Here is a 19,545-nt window from a genome sequence, read left to right on the forward strand (position 1 = left end):
CGATGAGCTGAGGCCCTCTTAGCTGAGCCCTTTGTTGCGCCTCAGTGCTTCGAGCTCTTGCTGTGCTTCGAAGAGGGCCCAGTCCTCATCAAGGCTTCGCCGAGATGTTGACTGCTTTTCCTGAGTTTTCAGGCTGTTGAGCTGCTCTTCGAGTTCGGCGAATTGAAGGCCAAGCGCCTCCAACTCTTCCCAGAGTTCACGACCTTGCTGCATTAGGGCGACAACGTGCTGATCCGCCCGTTGCGCCAGTTCAAGGGCGCCAGCCCTACGTGCTTTCTCTCCACGCTGTGTCCAGGCTTGTACTTGTTCCGCAAGCGTGAGCAGTTGTCGGCGCAATTCTCTCGCTTGGAGTTGCTGTTGCCCGCGACGGTTGTGAAGATCCCGTTGGCGGTCCTGCAGGTGTTGTTCGCGTAGGAGTTGATCTTGGCTTGGATTGCTGCGCAAAAACTGCTCAAGCCGTTCTTCCAAGCTGCGTTCGAGGTTGTCAAGCCAGGAGGGGCTCATGGGATTTGATCCGGTGCGCGCGTGATCAATGGAGCTTCGATCTCCTGCTCGAGCGGATTGATCGCCCCTTCCCGTGAACGCAGCAACAGCTGGGTGAGACGGGCGACCGATCCTTCGCCAAGCTCGAGTGCGCCTAGGCGATCAAAGGCATTGCGGTAGACCGTTTCCAGCTCTTCGATCAGGGTTTCACGTTGTAGGCGGACGGTGGCCCGTTGCTCGTCGCGACTCATGGCTCAGCAGGGATGAAGGTTTGGATCTCAGTCTGTGGGCTCTAAAAGATGCAAGGAGAGATCATCCTCTGGATCATGCCAGCGCCGCAGCCAGCGCCATCCGGCCCGTTGCGCTAACGCAACAGCGCGTTCAGGGCTGTACTTGAGGCTGTATTCGGTGATCAGGGGTTCATCGCATTGGAAGCTCCAACGCTCACCGGCGATCCTGACCACTTGATCGCAGCGGCTGATCAAGGCCATCTGCACGCGGTGTTGCTCGGCTTGCCAATCCGCTTGGTAGGAAAAGGCTTGGGGGTCAAAATTTGCTCCCAAATCGGCATTGAGGCGATGCAGCAAGTTGCGTGCAAAGGCGGCTGAGATCCCAGCGGCATCGTTGTAGGCCGCTTCGAGGCGGACCTTGCTCTTGGGTTGGTCAAGACCAAGAAGGAGAGGTCCCCCATTCAGCAACTGCTTGAACTGGCGCAGCACGCGCACGGCATCGTCCTGTTCAAAATTGCCGAGCGAGCTGCCAGGGAAGAAGCCGATCCGCCGTTGCTCTCGCAGCAATGGGTGCTCAGGCAGGGATGAAAGCGTGCTGTGATCGCAGCAAATGCCCAGCATTGGCACCCTTGGGTGGCGTTGTTGCAGAGCTGTGGTGGCTTTGCGTAGATGCTCGGCACTGATGTCCAGGGCCACGTAGGCGGCGGGATGGGCTGCCTCGAGAAGAGGGCCTACTTTTTGGGCGCTGCCAGCACCGAATTCCACGATCACCCCTTCGCCGATGGCGGCCGCAATCTCTGGGGCAGACGACTCGAGCAGGGCAATTTCGGTGCGAGTCAGGCTGTATTCGGGTTGCTCACAGATGCGATCGAACAGGCGTGACCCCTCCTCGTCATAGAGAAACCAGGCCGGCAGCTGGCGGGGACAACGGTTGAGCCCGATCCTGACGAGCTTTTCCATATCCGCTGCTGGCGGATGGAGGTCGATCAGTTCTGTTTTTTGATCGGTTGTGTAATGGGTCTGTTGAGAGGTGGTGGTCATCGGGCCAAGCGCAGGCCAGCCGCCATCCAGCGGCTAGAGGGAGCAAAAAAGTTGCGGTAGGTGTTGCGGGCATGGCCATCAGGGGTGAGCTGACTGCTGCCTCGCAACACGAATTGGGAGGTCATGAACTTGCCGTTGTACTCGCCAACGGCTCCTTGGGCCGGCTGAAATCCGGGATAAGGCCGGTAGGGACTGGCTGTCCATTGCCAAAGTTCAGCATGACTTTGCTTGAGCTGAGGCCCCTGCTCCTTGGCGCCCATTTCCCACTCGGCCTCCGTTGGTAGGCGAGATCCAGCCCAGCGTGCATAGGCATCGGCTTCAAACCAGCTGAGATGGCGTACCGGGCGATGGGCCTCCAACGGGCAGCGGCCTGCCAGGGTGAATTCCCAGGCCCAGGCTGACGGGTCTCGCTGTTGTTGAGCACGCTTCTGTTCATCCCACTCTTGGCGCCAATAGCGCGGTGCTTGCCATTGCCGCTCTGAGCGGATGGCCCAGCCTTCACTCATCCAGAGTTCGGGGCGTTCATAGCCGCCGTCCGCGATAAAGGCCTTGTACTCGCCGTTGCTCACCAAGCGATCCGCTAGGGCATAGGGCTCGAGCCAAACGCGATGACGGGGTTCCTCATTGTCGAAATGAAAGGGGTGGGCCTTGCGGGTGCTGTTTTGCTCGATCTCCTGGCCGATCTCCACCAGGCCCCCTGCACAGGGCAGCCAAACGGGAGCTGTCCCGTTGTTTGTTGTTCCCTTAGGAGAAGAGCCTTCGGGCTCCGGCCAATCCGTTCGGTAGGCCGGTTCCAAGGGCTGACGGCTGAAAGCATCGAGAAGATCCATCAACATCAACTCCTGATGCTGTTGCTCGTGCTGAAGGCCCAGTTCCACGAGTTCCAGCCAGGGGGAAGGGGAGTCGCCGTTGCTTTGCAGCAGGTCCTCCAGGGCCTGGTCCACTTTGTGGCGCCAAGCGATCACCTCTTTCATCGGTGGCCGGCTGAGTAAACCCCTCTGCGGTCTGGGTTGCCGAGGGCCCACCGCTTCGTAATAGGAATTGAATAAGTAGTTCCAGCGGGGATCGGCCCCCTCGTACCCAGGGCAGTGGGGGATCAGAACAAAGGTTTCGAAAAACCAGGTGGTATGTGCGAGATGCCATTTAGGGGGGCTCGCATCGGCCATGCCCTGGAGGCAGAGATCTTCGGCCTCAAGCGGCTCAATCAACACTTCGCTGGTGCGACGCACGTCCATCAGCCGGCGGATCAGCGTGCCGGAGTCCATGGCGGGTTGATGCACGAGATAGTGACCTTAGGGAGGCCAGGCTGCAGGTGCTTTCCCAAAACTCGCCCTAGCATCAGCCCATTTAGGCAATGTCGTTGTGATCGGCACGCTGCTGTCTGAGCGCTACCGCTTGGATCAATGTCTGACGTCAAACACGTCCGCACCCCAGGGGCAGCTTTGGCGTGGAACGGATGTGTTGGCCTTAGATGCGCCAGTGGCACTGCGGCAGCTGCAGGATCCTGATGCGCAAGACCGCTTTCGCCAGCTTTTGCCGGCCATGCAATCGGTTCTTCACCCGCTGATTCCACGCTTCGGAGGACTGCTGGAGGAATTGGATTCGCTCTGGCTGGTGAGGGAGTGGCAGGAAGGATCCAGCTTTGGCCAAATCCAGCAGCAGCGGCGTGAGCGTCAGCTGGTGTTCGGTGGCGGTGAAGTGCTGTTGCTGTTGCGTCAGCTTCTTCCAGTGTTAGGCGTTCTCCATGGCAAAGGACTGGTCCATGGAGATATCAATCCCAGCAACCTTCTTCGCCGGGATCAGGATGGGCTGCCAGTGTTGCTGGATTTTGGCCTGCTTCAAAAACTCGGCACCGCCCCGCTCCTAGGAGCAACGGCTAGTTATGCCCCGAGGGCACAAGGCCGCGGCGAGCTGGCTGCTCCCTGGATGGATGTTCATGCTCTTGGCGTGACCGCACTGACTCTGCTGAGTGGACGGGCCCCGGAGGCCTTGCTGCCCGCTGATGCCAGTGAATGGTCATGCCCCCCAGACCTCGAACTCCATGAGGGCTTCCGCGACGTGTTGGAACGGATGCTGAGCGAGCTGCCAGGTCGCCGTTTTGAGCAGGCCGCGGAGGTCTTGCAGGCCTTGAAAGCGGTTCCCATGCCGGAATCGACGGGGCCCATGCCGAGTTCGGATCGAACGGTTGTGCTGGCGCCTGTGCTCCTGCCCACTCCTGAACGTCCTGCCGTGGAGCCGCAGGCTGTTGGCCCCTCGTCTCCTGAGCCTCGCCGGCGTCAGCGCGCCGATGAGCGCCAAATGGCGGCGGAAGGACGGCTATGGCCCGTGGTGATCGCCCTGTTGATGTCAGCGGTGGTGGGCACGGCCATCGGTTGGTTCCTCCTCAGCCGGGGCAACGCCCCGTCTGGCGTCCCCTCCACCGAGCGTGATGTGGTGGGCCGCTCGCCGACGGCCAGCTTGCCGCCGGCAGAAGTGGATCAGCGTCAACAACTGCTGAGTCGATTGAGAGCGTTGCAAGTGGACCGCAGCTGGTTCTTGGAGCTTGTGGATGCCAGCCTGTTGGCCCGTTTTCCGGAGCGGAGCGGTCGCTTGCCCAGTGATTCCCTCGAGGATGCTCCCCTTCGCCAGGTTTGGAATGAGTTGGCCAACGAGTGGTTGGCAAGGGTGGAGCAGCTGCCTCCAGGGCTGCGGCGTCGCCTGGGGAAACTCGATCCAAAAGATTGGCAGACCCAACGTCAGGCCCTCGTAGCGCAAGGGGTGAATGACAGGGTGGTGGAGCAGCTGGTCTCCGTGGCGGCCAACACCCTGTTGCCGGGTGTAGCCACGGGTACCAAGCCACCAGAACCCTTCCGGCAGCTTTGGTACGCCGCTGCCTTGCGCAGTCTGGAGGAGGTCAAGATTGAAAAGGTGAAGGCAGGGGCCGAGATGGCCACCGTGCTGTCCAGTAGGGTCCCAGCCGATAGCGCGCGCCTGATTTCCATTCAGGTGCCGGCCAATCGTCGGTTGGTGCTCGGCATTAACGGAACACCGTTGATGCAGATGACCGTCTATGCCGCTGACGGCTCTGTCGCGGCAGAACGGGGCCCTTTGCGAGTGGTCACGCTGGAGGCTGATGTGGGCACACCTGTGCAGGTGCTCGTGACGAATGAAGGGGTTGCATCCGGCCTGTTGACCTTGTCCTGTCGCGCTGATCTGCCGACTCCGACCCCTGCACCGAGAGCCGTGTCGAAACCGCTGCCAAGGGTGGATATCAATCCGATTGCCGATCCGGCGACTGGAGCGCAGGGACCGGTGGAGGCTCTGCCAGAACCCCCTGGGCCGAAGCCAGCTGGCGTGAAGGAGAAGGTTTCCCAATAGCCATCTTCCCAAGAGCAAGCGGTCCAAGAGCCCTCCGCTGAGCCAGAAGGGCTGAAGGGTCAGTAGCGGGCGATGGCCTCCCGTGTTTCCTTCTTGACCTGCTTATCTTTGGCAGCGGCCCGTTTGTCATGCAGCTTGCGCCCCTTCCCCAAGCCGATGGTCACCTTGATCCATGATCCCTGCAGGCGGAGGTTGAGTGGGATCAGGGCGAGTCCTTTTTGTTCGAGCTGACCCCGCAATTTGTCGATTTCGCGGCGATGGGCGAGCAGGCGTCTCACCCGGAGTGGGTCGTGATTGAAATAGCGGCTGGCGTGGGTGTGCGGGGAGATATGAACGTTGTGGAGGTGCAGTTCGCCGCGTCTAATCAGGCAGAAGCCATCGCGCAGATTGGCTTGTCCAGCGCGCACCGACTTCACTTCGGTCCCCAGAAGTTCGATTCCCGTTTCTAGGGTTTCGAGGATTTCGTACTGGTGTCTGGCCAGCCGATTGTCGGCCAGCAGGCGATTGGCCGCTGCTCTTGCCGCTGCACTCTTTTTGCCGCCTCCCTTGCCCATCTCGCGTCAGGCCCCACGGCCGATCGGTCTCCCGACCTTATCCAGCTATCGGTACCCTGCGACCATGGCGATTGTTTCTTCTAACGCTGGATCCTCCAAGGGAGCTCCCCGACCGAAGCCGTCGCGGGTGGTTGATGCAGCGCGTCAACAGGATGATTCGGCCGAGTTAAGCGCCACGAAGGAAGACGGTCTCAGGCCGCGTCGACTCGACGATTACATCGGTCAGCGCGAACTCAAGCAAGTGCTGGGAATTGCCATTCAGGCCGCGATGGGTCGGGCGGAGGCCCTCGATCACGTGTTGCTGTATGGCCCTCCCGGCTTGGGCAAAACCACCATGGCGATGGTCTTGGCGGAAGAATTGGGGGTCACCTGCCGGATCACCAGCGCTCCGGCCTTAGAGCGCCCCCGCGACATTGTTGGCCTGCTCGTGAACCTGCAGCCAAGGGAGGTGTTGTTCATCGACGAAATTCATCGGCTCACCCGCGTTGCCGAGGAGCTCCTCTATCCAGCGATGGAAGACCGACGCCTTGATCTCACCGTTGGCAAAGGCAGTACGGCGCGAACGCGAGCCCTGGAGTTGCCGCCCTTCACGCTGGTGGGCGCCACCACCCGGGCCGGCGCGCTGAGCTCTCCCCTGCGTGATCGCTTTGGACTGATTCAGCGACTGGAGTTCTACGGACAAGAGGATCTTCAAGCGATTGTGATGCGAGCGGCTGGTCTGTTGTCTTTGCAGCTTTCTCCTGAGGCTTGTGCCGAGATTGCCCGCCGTTGTCGGGGCACCCCCCGGATTGCGAATCGTCTGTTGCGCCGGGTGCGGGATGTGGCCTGTGTGCGGGAGGTGTCTGGTTGCATCGATGTGCAGTTGGTGGATGAAGCGCTCACCCTGCATCGTGTGGATGGCCGGGGCCTTGATGCCAGTGACCGTCGCCTTTTGGAGTTGTTGCTGCAGTCCCATGGAGGCGGCCCCGTCGGTCTCGACACCTTGGCCGCGGCGCTTGGCGAGGATCCCACCACCCTGGAGGCCGTGGTGGAGCCCTATTTGCTTCAGCTCGGATTTCTTCAGCGCACCCCCCGTGGACGGGTGGTCACCGCCGCTGGCCGAGGCCATCTGGGCTGGCCGGCGGACGAGGGAGATGCGGCATGAGCATCGATCTCAAGCGTTGTTTGTCCTTGTTGTTGGTTGCCTTCGGGGTTGTGCTGTTCCTGGGGGCCGATCCGGTTCTGGCTGAATCGCTTCCGAAGGATCAGCACCGGGAATTGTTTGAACAGGCCCTGCGTTTCAGCCGTCAGGGCGACCCGCAACAGGCCCTTGAGGGATGGGATCGGGTGCTGGAGCTGGCTCCAGAGGATGCGGCTGCCTGGAGCAACCGCGGCAATGTTCGTCTTGTTTTAGGTGACACCGAGGGGGCGATCGCCGATCAAACCAAGGCCATTGCGCTCGCACCAGAAGAATCCGACCCCCATCTCAATCGAGGCACCGCTGAGGAGGCCTTGCAGCACTGGACGGACGCCGAGCAGGATTACAACTGGATTTTGAAGCGGGATCCTCAAGATGCTTCTGCGCTCTACAACCTCGGTAATGTGCGCGGCTCCGAGGGCGATTGGGAATCCGCTGAAACCCTGTATGGGCGCGCTGCTGAGGCCCGTCCCGGTTTTGCCATGGCGCGCTCCAGCAGGGCGTTGGCCCTCTACCAACTTGAAGCCTTTGACGAGGCTGAGCGGGAGATGCGCAACTTGATCCGTCGTTATCCAATGTTTGCGGATGCGCGGGCTGGCTTGAGTGCTCTTCTTTGGATCCGGGGCTCTAAGGGGGAGGCTGAAAGCAACTGGGCCGCGGCTTCCGGCTTAGATCCGAGTTATCGAGAAGCCGATTGGTTGCTAGAGGTGCGTCGTTGGCCTCCACGACCTGTTGCTGATTTACAGCGTTTTCTGGCTTTGGAAAGTCCATGACCACCACCACCAATCCTCTCCTTAAAGCCCGGCTTGAGGCGATCTTGCCCGCGTTGATCGAGTTGCGACGCCATCTGCATTCCCATCCGGAATTGAGTGGGGAAGAGCATCAGACCGCGGCCCTGATTTCAGGGGAGTTGCGTCAGTGCGGCTGGCGTGTTCGTGAAGGGGTGGGGCGCACCGGTGTGCTGGCGGAGCTTGGTCCGCAGAGCGGTCCGCAGCTGGGCTTGCGCGTGGACATGGACGCTCTGCCGGTGGAGGAGCGCACGGGTTTGCCCTATGCCTCCTTGCAGCAGGGAGTCATGCACGCCTGCGGTCATGACATCCACAGCTGTATTGGCCTGGGAGTTGCGCGTTTGTTGGCGCAGGAGTTGTCATTGCCAGTGGGGATGCGCCTGTTGTTCCAGCCTGCTGAGGAGCTTGCCCAAGGGGCTCGCTGGATGCGTGCTGATGGTGCCACCGCTGGGCTCAGTGCCCTGTTCGGCGTGCATGTGTTTCCCACCTTGCCGGTGGGCACGATCGGGGTGCGCAGCGGCAGCTTGACGGCGGCTGCGGGAGAACTGGAAATTGAGGTGATCGGTGAAGGCGGTCATGGAGCGAGGCCCCATCAATCCCTCGATGCGATTTGGATTGCAGCCCGGGTGGTGACGGGATTGCAGGAGGCGATCAGTCGTCGCTTGGATGCCCTCAATCCAGTGGTGGTCAGTTTTGGGAAAATCGAGGGGGGCAAAGCCTTCAACGTGATCGCCGATCGGGTCACCCTCCTCGGCACGGTTCGCTGCCTGTGTGCGGATCTCCATGAACGCTTACCGGCCTGGATTGAGGAGACGGTGCAAGGCATTTGCGGGAGCTTTGGCGCCACTGCTCAGGTTCGCTACCGCTGTATTGCACCCCCTGTGCGCAACGACCCCGCCCTCACCGCCTTGCTAGAGCGCAGTGCCGTTGAACAACTGGGGGCAGAGCATGTGCAACGCCTGGAACAGCCTTCCCTCGGCGCTGAGGATTTTGCCGAACTATTGCGGGACGTTCCCGGCAGCATGTTTCGCCTGGGGGTGGCGGGTCCTGATGGATGTGCACCGCTTCATAACGGTCATTTCAACCCTGAAGAGCGGGCCCTCGGCGTGGGGGTGCAGGTGTTGACCGCTGCGATGTTGGCTTGGACTCCCACACCATGAGCCGTCAATCCAGGACAAGGATCCACACCGTGTTGTCACTGGCGGCGCCATTGATGGTGCTGCTTGGAGTGTCGGCGATGCTGCAGCGAGAAGGTCCCGACCGCTGGCAAGCTCTCACTGCCATTCTTGTGGGATCTGGTTTGGTGATCCATGCAGTGGTGGGCCGTCGTCATCGCCGCCATCAGTTGTTGATCGCCTTGCGCACCACCCGTTCTCAGGAGGATTGAGATGGCTAGCACCCCTGAACAGACCGCACCCAACCCTGAGGAGTTGCGTGCAGCGATCGCCTCGGGTGATCCAGTGCAAGCGATGCCAGCCCTCGCCAAGCTGCGAGCGCTTCCCGATTCCGATAACGACAGTGTTGTGATCCCCCTGTTGATCCTCGGAAGTGAGCAACAGGCGTTTTTAGTGCGCTCTTTGAGCTGCAGTGGCCTGGGTTATCGGCGCAATGAACAGGGCTGGCAGGTGCTGAGCCGCTTGCTGCTGGCTGATGACGATCCCAACGTGCGGGCTGAAGCGGCGAATGCCTTGGCGAGCTATGGGGTGGAGCGGGCCTGGCCCCTGTTGCGCGACAGCTTCGCCAAGGATGGCGCTTGGCTGGTGCGCTGCAGCATTCTTTCTGCTTTGGCTGAGCAACCTGGAATCAACCCCTCTTGGCTGCTGGATCTCGGCAGGCAAGCGATCGCAGACGCCGACGGAACCGTGCGGGTGAGCGGGGCGGAAATTTTGGCTCGGGTGGTGCGTGAGCAGGCCGGAGATGCCAACGGTTCCGAAGCGAGAGCGCTGCTTCAGCCGTTGCAGCAGGACGATGATCACCGTGTGGTGGCTGCTGCCCTGAATGGCTTGCAGCCCTGAAACCAGAAGTGGGTCAGACCTGAAATGCGTTGCTAGCTTTCAAAGACCACTAGGGGTGCCCTGGCTTTTTTTGATCGCTGGGGCTGAGATCACACCCTCTGAACTTGATCCGGGTCATGCCGGCGCAGGGAAGTGAATGATGTGATCTTCGGCTGTTAAGTCGGCTCCTGGCAATTCCGCTGCTGCCAAGGACATGCGTACTGAATGGGTTTCCGCTCGCAAGGGCCAGGCCAATGTGTCTCAGATGCATTACGCCCGTAAGGGTGTGGTGACGGAAGAGATGGCCTATGTGGCCACGATCGAGAACCTTCCGGAATCCCTCGTGATGGAAGAGGTGGCGCGGGGTCGGATGATTATTCCCGCCAATGTGAATCACACCAATCTGGAGCCGATGGCGATCGGCATTGCCAGCAAATGCAAGGTGAACGCCAACATTGGTGCCTCTCCGAATGCATCGGATGCAGCAGAGGAGGTGAACAAGCTGAAGTTGGCCGTGAAATATGGCGCTGACACCGTGATGGATCTGTCCACCGGTGGCGTGAATCTGGATGAAGTGCGTACGGCGATCATTGGCGCATCACCCGTTCCGATTGGCACGGTGCCTGTGTATCAGGCCTTGGAAAGTGTGCATGGCTCGATCGAGAAACTCGATGAAGATGACTTTCTGCACATCATCGAAAAGCATTGCCAACAGGGCGTTGATTACCAAACGATTCATGCTGGCCTGTTGATCGAGCATCTCCCCAAAGTGAAGGGACGCCTGACCGGAATTGTGAGCCGAGGCGGCGGAATTTTGGCCCAGTGGATGTTGTATCACCACCGCCAGAATCCTTTATTCACGCGCTTTGACGATATTTGCGAGATTTTTAAGCGCTACGACTGCACTTTCTCCCTAGGAGATTCACTCCGCCCTGGTTGCCAGCACGATGCCTCCGATGCGGCCCAGCTGGCTGAACTGAAAACGCTGGGAGAGCTCACCCGCCGGGCTTGGAAGCATGACGTGCAGGTGATGGTGGAGGGTCCAGGCCATGTGCCCCTTGATCAAATTGAGTTCAACGTGAAAAAGCAGATGGAAGAGTGCAATGAGGCGCCTTTCTATGTGCTCGGCCCGTTGGTCACAGATATCGCCCCTGGCTATGACCACATCACCTCAGCGATTGGTGCGGCGATGGCCGGTTGGCATGGCACAGCGATGCTTTGCTATGTGACGCCTAAGGAGCACCTTGGTCTTCCCAATGCTGAGGATGTGCGCGAGGGGCTGATTGCTTACAAAATTGCAGCCCACGCTGCTGATATCGCCCGTCATCGTCCTGGTGCTCGTGATCGTGATGATGAGCTGAGTAAGGCTCGTTATAACTTTGATTGGAACAAGCAGTTTGAGTTGTCTTTAGATCCAGAGCGGGCGAAGGAATATCACGATGAAACTCTGCCGGCTGACATCTACAAGCAGGCCGAGTTCTGCTCGATGTGTGGTCCCAAGCACTGCCCAATGCAGACCAAGATCACGGATGAAGATCTTGCTGGTTTGGAAGAGGTTATTAAGGCGAAAGGTGGTGCTGGTGAATTGGCTGGCGTGAAGCAACAGAAGCAATCCTGAGACAAAGGCAGGTTAAAACTTAATTGATTGAGGGATTAAATGAAAGAAGTTGCCTTTGTAATTCCTTGTTTTAATGAGCAGGAATCTATTGGCTTGGTTGTGACTGAGCTTCAGGATTTATTCCCTGAATCCAGCATTTATGTTTGTGATAATCATTCTCTAGATCGCACAGCTGAGGTGGCTCGTGCGGCTGGTGCTGTTGTTTTGTATGAGAAAGCAAAGGGGAAAGGAAATGCAGTTCGTCGTTTATTGCGAGACGTTGAAGCAAATTTATTTGTGATGGTGGATGGAGATAATACGTATGACCTTTCATTCTTGCCTAAGGCGATTGAATGCTGTCGAAGAGATCGATTTGATCTCATGACTGGTGATCGGTTTACAGGGCTGGGAACATCCTATTTCCGTAGGGGACATGGCTTCGGGAATGTTTTCTTCACGTCGTTTTTCCGTGTTGTTTTTGGCGTTCAAACTCGCGACGTTTTCTCTGGTCTGAGGATTTTTTCTCGTCGTCTTGTGAAAACATTTCCGTTGGTGAGTGCGGAATTTGAGATTGAAGCAGAGTTGACTATTTATGCAGCTAGAATGCGTTTGCCTGTTGCAGATTTTCCTACAAAAGTCAGAGCAAGAGTAAATTCAGAGAGTAAATTATCAACATATGTGGATAGTTGGAAGATTTTAATCTTTGCTTTGCGCTTATTGCATCGTGAATTCCCACTTCGGCTGTATTTGCCTATTAGCCTGGCCTCGGCTTCTGTTGCCGCGGTGCTCTTCCTCATCCCTTATGCAGAATATTTGACTACTGGCTTGGTCACTAAAATTCCAACTTTGGTGATCTCTACAGTCTTTGTTTCGGTTTCGATTGTTTTGTTTTTCTCGGGACTGATTTTGAAAGAGATTTCAAACTTAAAGTATGAGCAGCGGTATTTGCATTATCTATCAATAGCAAGTAGATAGCGTGCCGGTTCTATTGTCGCTTATGATGTGTCGAAATGCCTACTAGATATGGACAGGATTGATTGAAGCATTGCATCTTGACGCAGGGATGAGATTGATAGATTCTTCTTTTCAGGAGAGATTGAGCCGCCTATGAATAGGTGAATATTCTAAATGCCAGATCATTGGCAAAAACTAGTTAGTTTGTGATAATAAAATATGAGGGCAAACTAAATCTTGCTCTCTCTGTCGCCATTATTCTGATCTCGATCCTCTTTTGGCCACTACTAACTTGGAATGGGATCGGGGTATTGATAGCTAAAGGCTCAAAGGATTGTTTGTTGGTTTGAAGGAAGTTTTCGTCGACAATTTCGATTGTGACATTGCCTCCATAGACTTTGAGCTCACTTGCTACAAGCTGGTAATTTCCTGGCTCAAGATTGTTGATATAGAGTCCCCAAAACAAGAGGGAATTAGATGATTTTGAGATTATGATCTCTTTGTGTTGATTGCACTTAGTCTTTAAAGACTGGCTTTGTATTGATTCACAAGGCATGATCTTGATACTTCCCCTTGTGTTGCTCAATTCTCCATAATCGATTCGTTTGTTTTCACGGTTCAATGCTTGGTTGCTAAAGATGCGGAGTGGTTTAAGTCCCAGAGGTAGCGCTCGAATCTTGTTTCCTGTACTGGTGAGGATGAAGTCTTCTGGACTTAATTGTTGGATTGGTTCAGTACGAATAGAGCATTGGTAGAGGCCCCATCCATAGCGATCATCCATACGTTTTAATTTACATCGATCAAGTTTGGTATTGATCGGTTCGAGGTCGTTTCTATTCATCGTGAGGTGCAGATCTAGGGGGGCAATGATATATTCACAGCGATGGACATCTAGATTAAAAAAGTGATTATAGTCTTGATATGTTTCGCGATTGTGGAGAACTCTTTGGATGTCTGAAGAGGAGAGATAGAGTTCATATAAATAATTTGATTCTGAAGAGATAAGACGTGTGCGGATGGCAGCAAGACAGACTCTATTTGTTTTGCTGATTTCCTTAATCTCATCAATTAATGCTGGTCGACCTGAGCCCTCTGAGAGTATATTTGCGCGCGTTTGGTTCATTGTCCAGCCTGCAATACTGGAGATGAATCCAGCTATTATGAGTTTTGGATTCCATGCCATGATCTGTACCGCGATGATCAATAGGCTTCCAATTGCTAAGCCAGTAAGAGCTTCATGTTCACTCTTCAAAGCATTAGAAAAAAGGCTTGAGCTTGAGCTCATCGCATCGATGATGCTGAAGCGGTTGTCATAATCCACAAACACAGTTCCGACGATTATGGCTCCAAGGACAGGGCTCAGTGCGAGGGAAAGTCGGAGTGGCAAATTTCTTCGATTTTCATGATGTACACATTGGCTTAGACCAAGGATCCAGAGTGCTTGAATCATTGGAGCGAAGTATCTCTGATGCAGCATGAACTGATAATTTCCAACTTTATCAATTGCAAGCAGCGAGCTAAATAACAGCAACGCTATTGTCGTGATAAGGATAAAGGCAGAAACTTTTAAAAGGTTTTTTCTGGTCTGGCATATGCTTATTTGCTTAAATACTGTTAATCTGGTCAAAAATATTATGCCATAACCATATGTGGCAATGCTCATGTTTGCAATTCCATTCAGTATTGACGCGCTTACCTCGGCGATTGTTTGAAGAGTATCTTGTCTAAATGCAAGCAGATATTTGCTAATCTGCTTGCCATAGTGGCCTCCATCGCCTCCCATGCTGATATTGATCTTGCTGTGAAGTTCTTGATATAGGAGGACAAGTAATCCAGTCACTACGATCCCAAGTATTGTTATTAACAGTGATCTCAGTTGTGGCTTTTCTTTGTTGGCTGCAAGATCAGCGATAACAATAAGCCATGCACATACCGCGATCAATAATCCTGTTGGATGAACCCAATAAGCGAAAGCAGATGTGATCGTGATCGCAAAGAGTTTCCGATAATGGTGTTTTATCAGAAGCCAACGGCTTATCATGGCGATGATTAGTTGCATCCATGGATTGACAAACATCCAAGCAGTAAATCCCCATACGCTGAAGCAAACGAGAGACGAGATGCTGAGAAATAAAGCCCTAGTTTTGCTGATTCCAAAATATTGTAGTGTAGAAAACCAGAAGCCTATGGATCCAAGAAGTAAACTAAGATTGAAAAGTACGACTGCAATCCAAGTGGCTTGTTGTATGCCAAAGAGTTTGAAGATTGGTACAAGTGAAAGTGAATAGCCAGCATGCCATGAACTTGAGAGAAGATTATTTTGTCCTGCAAGGTGAGCTGCCTTTGCGGCGTAATGAACCTCATCAGAGCGGTAGATGGGCCCTGGATTGGCGAAGGAGCTTATCAGTATCAGGCTTACAAATATTATTAGTAGAACCACCATCAGGCGGTCTGTTTTACTTTGATGTATTGGACTTATGTTTGTCATCTGATTTTTGCGTATTTGAATATTAGCTTTTCTCAATCCAGCTTGATCGCTTTTGATAGGAACAAGACAGTTTTGAAATGCTTTCAGGTCGTGTAATCAAGTCTATGCATATGCTCGATTTATCATCGTCAATCTAACTGCTCTACAGCCAGCACAGTGATGGGTTGTCTTTGCATTGTGCCATCTTTAGGCCTCCTTTTGAATGATAGAAACTTATGGATTGATCCTACTCTTAATGAGTCGGGCAAGTCGTAGAGTTATGAGTTTGTCTTGCTTGCCAAAGTTAATCACTCTTATATCATTACTATTCACGATTTGCATGTGTCTCTTTGTAAATTATCGACATAGCATAGTGAATTTATTTGGTAACCGTCTCCGTTTTCAATGATCTCTATTACGATTAATATGTTGATCTATGCGTGCTTGCCTCGATGTTGAGGCCCATCGTTCACAGATTAATAAACTATATATAAATATAGACAATTCCTTTGATTGTGCCGGTGAGATGTAGCGCTGGACTAACTACATTAGGCTCGGCTGGTATAAGCTTGCAATTATTAAGCGAAAACAATTAGCACATTGCGTGGTGTTAAAAGTCTTCCTTTTTATGGTAATCTGAAAATTTACAATATTCCTAACAGTGAGGGAATACATTTTCTCGAAATCTATTTTTTGTGATCTCTCGTTTCTCCTCTAGGCTTTTTCCTAAAGCATTCGCTGGGAATGATGGAATCCAATTTCTCGTGTTTACATGGCTTTCAAATACGTCTTTCGGAAGATAGGAATCATCCCATTGATCAGTTCCAATACAAACAGAATGTTTGGCAAGGTATGTTCTTCCCCAATTCCTATAGATAGAATATACATTCTGTGTGCTAATCAATATTCCTAATAACATTGCAATCGATAATGCCATCCATGACTTTACCTTTGTGAATTTTGCTAATTGCGTAGCAATCCAACTAATAACTAAAATCAGTCCAATACCAGCAAATCTACTCGCAACATACGTTTGAGATGAATTATTTCCTAATTCTTGGTAGTAACGATCACTCAAAACTGGTGTACACCATGCCAGAAGCATGGCAGGACCCATCACAAGTACAAAATAGCTTGGAATGTTTTTTGTAAGTCTTAAATCTAATTCAGCCGAGATTTTTTGCTTTGAGGACATAACCATCATTGCATAGCATAAAAGTCCATAACACATGGAAATCAATATAATGACAATTGGCATTTCAGTTGGCAATTTATACATCGGTTGCATGCCACTTAGACCGCCTAAGCTTGTTCCTCCTAAGGCCCATCTGAAGGAGTTAGCAAGTAGATGAATCGGCTTAAGCTCTTTACTGAGCGCTTCTGCACTTCCAGTATTATGGTTAAGACGCCATACTAGCGAAATTGCTATAAACGGAATATAACGGAGTCCAGAGATAAAACTATCTTTAAGTATGCCTGGGCTCAGTGCCCTTTTTTGATCAATCAAATTTGAAAGTAGCAATCCAAACCATAAGAGGATTGATTGAAAAAAGTTGCAGGCATAGAATAAAAATGCAACTTGTTCTGCGATCCCTATCGCCAAGGAAATAAAGAGGCAAGTTGCTTTTCTCAGCTTTCTACTCTTACTTAAAATAATCTGTTGCTTGAACTTCCATAACTGGAACGTGTCAAACCAAATATTTCCTAAGACGATTATAAAGAAACAAGCGCTAAATCCTATTGGATAAGCCGAAGGCGGAAGAAACGTTGTGGATTGAACTCCAATAAGCAAATTAAAGCATAGGACTAGTAAAATTGCCGTTGCCTTTTGATTCTTACTTAGAAGTGTATTAACTATTAACAAGATTGTGCCAATTATTAAACTAGTCTCAATCAATCCAGAAAGCCATGGATGGAGAAAATCAAACCGGTTAGTTAGCGTTAGGATTGGATCATGAATAACAAGCTTCATCATTTGTTTCGCCTGGTAGGCACCATATTCCATTAATTTATGATTATTATTGATCCCATTCAATGCACGATGAACGTCATCCCAGTTTTGAGGCCATGGAATTGACTGTATGAGAATTAGTATTGCTGATGGTATTAAGGAAAGCCTGATCCAAGTTTTTTGCATCATCTACTTATTTGTCTTCAAATACTTGCATTGATTCAATAATGTAAATGGGCCTTCGCTTGCTTTCAACATAAGCTCGTCCAAGATATTCGCCAAGAATTCCAATCCCAATTAATTGCACCCCACCCAAAAATGTTACTGCTGTAAAGATGGAGGCGTAGCCTGGCACATTCACGCCACCGATTAAGGCAGAAAATACAGTTTTTATAGCTAATAAAAATGAGATTGTTGTGATTGTTAGCCCTAAATATGTCCATATTCTCAGTGGTGATGTGGAGTAATTAAAGATCCCATCCAATGCATAATTCCATAGTTTCCATCCCCCCCACTTCGTTGTACCTGCCTCTCTTTCTGGTCGCTTAAAATACACGGTTATCTGTTTAAATCCAGCCCATGCAAAAAACCCCTTACTGAAACGAATGGATTCTCTACATTGGCGAATTGCCTCAATGACCTGTCTGTCTAGTAATCGAAAGTCACTTGCATTTTGTGATATCTCTAATTTTGAAGTAGCCTGAAAAAATTTATAAAAATTTTTCGCTGTGATTCTTTTTAGGTATCCATCGTTAGTGCGAGATTTTCGGGCTGCACTTACAACTTTATATCCATCTTGCCAGTTTTGTATTAACTCAGGAAGTAATTCTGGTGGATCCTGTAGATCTGCATCCATTATGATACAAGCATCGTTATTGCACTGGTCTAAGCCAGCAATAAGTGCTGCTTCTTTCCCAAAGTTTCTGGAAAAATTGATAACTATTCCTTCGCACCAGTGGCCGTTTAGTCTTAACTGATCCTTTGATATTCTAAGCGTATTGTCACTGCTTCCATCATTCACAATAATGACTTTCCAGCTTATACCTTTAATTTCAGAGCATACTTGGCGTAATCTATCGAATAATCTTGGCAAGCATTCTTCTTCGTTAAAGCATGGTACGAGGAGATCGATTCTTGTATTCATTTTATACCTCACTGATTTTGTAGATTCCATGCTTTTCGTCATCAAACTCGTAGATTTTCTGCAAAGCATATTTGCTACACATTTTGTCTTCATCTCTCATGATAAACAAAATAGAATAAGGATCAGTGTTAATTAATCCTATACTGTTTTCGACTATTGTGCATGGCTTTTCTTCTAAAAAATTAGTTAAATCTTTTGGCGTTCTGGCAAGTGATGGAAAATAGTTCGTTTTAATCTGTGGATTTATTGATTGGATAAAATATTGTGGTAATTGTGTTATTCTGATGTTTGGATTTTGGCTAGCATTGATGAGACATTTGTGAGTAAATATTAAATTCACGAGCTTCGGATCTGCATTGGCGTGATGCTTAAGGCTAGATGCACCCCTGCTATACATCGTGGAATGAACCGATTCAATTGCTTTGAAGCTTGTCTCAAATGTAAGAATGATTAGGAATATAGCGATAAAGCTTAAGGCTTTTTTGCCATAGCGGCTGTTATTAAATAGTGAACAGAATACCCAAATAATTATGCTATAACCTACGGGCCATATGAATCTGCCGATAGATCTGAAAGTGTAAGCAACTGAGCCCATGGAGCTAACCGCTAAATTTGCATCGGAGATCTCAAATATGTTGTAATAAATTGGTCTGCCTAGCGAGACAACCCATAGTACTATCATGAATATAAGATATAATATTGGCTTCGGGAATATTGAAGGCGTTTTGATATTATCTCCAATTTGAAGCTTATTATATACCAATCTAAAGATAACTAAGGCCAACAGTGCAGCGATCGCGCTGCTTCCTATATAGCTATATCCTTCCCACTGGTAGGGCTTGATCGTTGCTTGTTCTGGGAATAAATAGGAATATTGTCCAGGATTTATTATAGAATTTACATTTGAGCTCCAGAATGGTCCTTCAGTTGCAACCTTTGCATTGGTCGGGAGATATCCGAATATATAAAGAGCTGCTATTGAAACTATGGTATACACTGAAACGTGTTTAGTTATTTCTTTTAATCTTACTTTGGCTGAGGATCCGGTCTCTATGGTGATTAGGTTAAAAGCTGCTAGCCCAATAACTATTGGCACATAGTATGCATGCACTCCAAAGGGGATAAATAATGCAAGGCCCCAAGCCAGAATGTTTTTGATTCTGGTTGCTAAAAACATTATCGGAATGATAATTGCTGATTGCATTGCTAGCGCTTCGTGACCATTCAGACGCTGTAGGGCTATTGGGCTAAGACTTAATGCAAATCCAAGTGCTACAACTCCAAAGGTGTTGATTCGGAACTTTTCACCAATCCTAATGGAGCAAATGTAAACTATTAGTAAATTTATAAAGCTAGCAATGCTAAAATATTGGAAAGAATTATGCGTTATACTTGCTATTGGTTTCAGAATGATTGAAAGTATCGGTATTGAATCGCCATAGATTAATGGGGTTTCTATTGGCCAAGTCCATTGGTCAAATTTTGGAGGCAACAAGCTTCCATTTTCACTGTACGCTAGCCAGCTATAAAAATGTTGGTGATGATCTCCTCCCCCAAAACCTGTAAAGCATGCAGTTTCAAGAGGGTTGTAGCATTTCCTCCACATGTAAAACCATATGAATATCAGAATAGAAATAGCTGTTAAATGAACAAATGTCTTCACCCCTGTCTCTCGACTAAAAATTTGTTTGATTTGCTCTAGTACGTTTTACGAGTTTCTTTGTTGACCAGCAAAAAGCTATCCCCTCTGAGTTAAGAAGTGAGGATAGCAATCTTCTGCTCTTGCGTCTTGCTCGTTTGTGCTGTTG

At 51.2% G+C, this 19,545-nt stretch carries 17 protein-coding genes and 1 riboswitch; of the genes, 8 read left to right on the forward strand and 9 right to left on the reverse strand.

What is annotated here, in order from left to right; all coding sequences use genetic code 11:
• Positions 1–18: 18 nt before the first annotated feature.
• From DXY38_RS02865 to egtB, 4 genes are read right to left on the reverse strand one after another with little or no spacing between them, the layout of a single operon-like run.
• Complete coding sequence (locus DXY38_RS02865) at positions 19–504, reverse strand: hercynine metabolism protein (RefSeq protein ID WP_115070395.1); 486 nt, start codon at positions 502–504, stop codon at positions 19–21.
• The gene (locus DXY38_RS02870; protein WP_006853875.1) at positions 501–734 is read right to left on the reverse strand and encodes a hercynine metabolism small protein; all 234 of its coding nucleotides are present in this window, start codon (positions 732–734) and stop codon (positions 501–503) included. The genes DXY38_RS02865 and DXY38_RS02870 overlap by 4 nt, the downstream gene beginning before the upstream one ends.
• 27 nt (positions 735–761) lie before the next feature.
• Positions 762–1,754 carry an L-histidine N(alpha)-methyltransferase gene (gene egtD / locus DXY38_RS02875; protein WP_115070396.1) on the reverse strand — a complete coding sequence of 331 codons (993 nt, stop codon included), beginning with the start codon at positions 1,752–1,754 and terminating at the stop codon, positions 762–764.
• Entirely contained in the window at positions 1,751–3,019 is a 1,269-nt protein-coding gene (gene egtB / locus DXY38_RS02880; RefSeq protein WP_170952834.1) for an ergothioneine biosynthesis protein EgtB, read from the reverse strand. The genes egtD and egtB overlap by 4 nt, the downstream gene beginning before the upstream one ends.
• A 97-nt stretch (positions 3,020–3,116) precedes the next feature.
• Between egtB and DXY38_RS02885 the strand changes: the two genes are divergently transcribed.
• A complete protein-coding gene (locus tag DXY38_RS02885) occupies positions 3,117–5,111 on the forward strand; it encodes a phosphotransferase (RefSeq protein ID WP_115070397.1) in 1,995 nt (664 codons plus the stop codon).
• Positions 5,112–5,170: 59 nt separating this feature from the next.
• On the opposite strand, the gene smpB is transcribed toward DXY38_RS02885, so the two are convergent.
• Entirely contained in the window at positions 5,171–5,665 is a 495-nt protein-coding gene (gene smpB / locus DXY38_RS02890; RefSeq protein WP_006853871.1) for an SsrA-binding protein SmpB, read from the reverse strand.
• Between the two features lie 64 nt (positions 5,666–5,729).
• Here smpB and ruvB point away from each other — a divergent pair, with 64 nt between their 5' ends.
• The 7 genes from ruvB (at position 5,730) to DXY38_RS02925 (ending at position 12,196) form a co-directional block, all read left to right on the forward strand.
• Entirely contained in the window at positions 5,730–6,809 is a 1,080-nt protein-coding gene (gene ruvB, locus DXY38_RS02895) for a Holliday junction branch migration DNA helicase RuvB (RefSeq protein ID WP_115070398.1), read from the forward strand.
• Positions 6,806–7,615 (forward strand): tetratricopeptide repeat protein, encoded by an 810-nt coding sequence (locus DXY38_RS02900; protein ID WP_006853869.1) that lies wholly within the window; start codon positions 6,806–6,808, stop codon positions 7,613–7,615. The genes ruvB and DXY38_RS02900 overlap by 4 nt, the downstream gene beginning before the upstream one ends.
• Positions 7,612–8,790 carry an amidohydrolase gene (locus tag DXY38_RS02905; protein WP_115070399.1) on the forward strand — a complete coding sequence of 393 codons (1,179 nt, stop codon included), beginning with the start codon at positions 7,612–7,614 and terminating at the stop codon, positions 8,788–8,790. The genes DXY38_RS02900 and DXY38_RS02905 overlap by 4 nt, the downstream gene beginning before the upstream one ends.
• A complete protein-coding gene (locus tag DXY38_RS02910; protein ID WP_115070400.1) occupies positions 8,787–9,017 on the forward strand; it encodes a DUF3188 domain-containing protein in 231 nt (76 codons plus the stop codon). Before DXY38_RS02905 ends, DXY38_RS02910 begins: the two co-directional genes overlap by 4 nt.
• 1 nt (position 9,018) lies before the next feature.
• A complete protein-coding gene (locus DXY38_RS02915) occupies positions 9,019–9,645 on the forward strand; it encodes a HEAT repeat domain-containing protein (protein ID WP_006853866.1) in 627 nt (208 codons plus the stop codon).
• Between the two features lie 41 nt (positions 9,646–9,686).
• Positions 9,687–9,793, forward strand: a riboswitch (TPP riboswitch).
• Positions 9,794–9,838: 45 nt separating this feature from the next.
• Positions 9,839–11,242: a phosphomethylpyrimidine synthase ThiC gene (thiC, locus tag DXY38_RS02920; protein WP_115070401.1), complete on the forward strand. Its 1,404-nt coding sequence runs from the start codon at positions 9,839–9,841 to the stop codon at positions 11,240–11,242.
• Positions 11,243–11,281: 39 nt separating this feature from the next.
• Positions 11,282–12,196, forward strand: coding sequence for a glycosyltransferase family 2 protein (locus DXY38_RS02925; RefSeq protein WP_115070402.1), 915 nt, complete (start codon positions 11,282–11,284; stop codon positions 12,194–12,196).
• A gap of 178 nt (positions 12,197–12,374) precedes the next feature.
• On the opposite strand, the gene DXY38_RS02930 is transcribed toward DXY38_RS02925, so the two are convergent.
• The 4 genes from DXY38_RS02930 to DXY38_RS02945 all read right to left on the reverse strand — a co-directional run bounded on the left by DXY38_RS02930 (position 12,375) and on the right by DXY38_RS02945 (position 19,400).
• Positions 12,375–14,699, reverse strand: coding sequence for a hypothetical protein (locus tag DXY38_RS02930; RefSeq protein WP_136988016.1), 2,325 nt, complete (start codon positions 14,697–14,699; stop codon positions 12,375–12,377).
• Between the two features lie 598 nt (positions 14,700–15,297).
• Positions 15,298–16,677 (reverse strand): hypothetical protein, encoded by a 1,380-nt coding sequence (locus tag DXY38_RS02935; RefSeq protein ID WP_206749673.1) that lies wholly within the window; start codon positions 16,675–16,677, stop codon positions 15,298–15,300.
• Between the two features lie 109 nt (positions 16,678–16,786).
• Positions 16,787–17,767 (reverse strand): glycosyltransferase family 2 protein, encoded by a 981-nt coding sequence (locus DXY38_RS02940; protein WP_198410369.1) that lies wholly within the window; start codon positions 17,765–17,767, stop codon positions 16,787–16,789.
• Positions 17,739–19,400, reverse strand: a complete 1,662-nt coding sequence (locus tag DXY38_RS02945) for a DUF6311 domain-containing protein (protein WP_136988018.1) — start codon at positions 19,398–19,400, stop codon at positions 17,739–17,741. Before DXY38_RS02945 ends, DXY38_RS02940 begins: the two co-directional genes overlap by 29 nt.
• Between the last annotated feature and the right edge of the window lie 145 nt (positions 19,401–19,545).

The organism is Synechococcus sp. UW179B, assembly GCF_900474245.1.
Taxonomy (GTDB): domain Bacteria; phylum Cyanobacteriota; class Cyanobacteriia; order PCC-6307; family Cyanobiaceae; genus Synechococcus_C.

Excerpts from the sequence above, each read along its gene's own strand:
- DXY38_RS02865 (WP_115070395.1), bottom strand. The coding sequence starts at position 504 with ATGAGCCCCTCCTGGCTTGACAACCTCGAACGCAGCTTGGAAGAACGG.
- DXY38_RS02870 (WP_006853875.1), bottom strand. The coding sequence starts at position 734 with ATGAGTCGCGACGAGCAACGGGCCACCGTCCGCCTACAACGTGAAACC.
- egtD (WP_115070396.1), bottom strand. The coding sequence starts at position 1,754 with ATGACCACCACCTCTCAACAGACCCATTACACAACCGATCAAAAAACA.
- egtB (WP_170952834.1), bottom strand. The coding sequence starts at position 3,019 with ATGGACTCCGGCACGCTGATCCGCCGGCTGATGGACGTGCGTCGCACC.
- smpB (WP_006853871.1), bottom strand. The coding sequence starts at position 5,665 with ATGGGCAAGGGAGGCGGCAAAAAGAGTGCAGCGGCAAGAGCAGCGGCC.
- ruvB (WP_115070398.1), top strand. The coding sequence starts at position 5,730 with ATGGCGATTGTTTCTTCTAACGCTGGATCCTCCAAGGGAGCTCCCCGA.
- DXY38_RS02900 (WP_006853869.1), top strand. The coding sequence starts at position 6,806 with ATGAGCATCGATCTCAAGCGTTGTTTGTCCTTGTTGTTGGTTGCCTTC.
- DXY38_RS02905 (WP_115070399.1), top strand. The coding sequence starts at position 7,612 with ATGACCACCACCACCAATCCTCTCCTTAAAGCCCGGCTTGAGGCGATC.
- DXY38_RS02910 (WP_115070400.1), top strand. The coding sequence starts at position 8,787 with ATGAGCCGTCAATCCAGGACAAGGATCCACACCGTGTTGTCACTGGCG.
- DXY38_RS02915 (WP_006853866.1), top strand. The coding sequence starts at position 9,019 with ATGGCTAGCACCCCTGAACAGACCGCACCCAACCCTGAGGAGTTGCGT.
- thiC (WP_115070401.1), top strand. The coding sequence starts at position 9,839 with ATGCGTACTGAATGGGTTTCCGCTCGCAAGGGCCAGGCCAATGTGTCT.
- DXY38_RS02925 (WP_115070402.1), top strand. The coding sequence starts at position 11,282 with ATGAAAGAAGTTGCCTTTGTAATTCCTTGTTTTAATGAGCAGGAATCT.
- DXY38_RS02940 (WP_198410369.1), bottom strand. The coding sequence starts at position 17,767 with ATGGAATCTACAAAATCAGTGAGGTATAAAATGAATACAAGAATCGAT.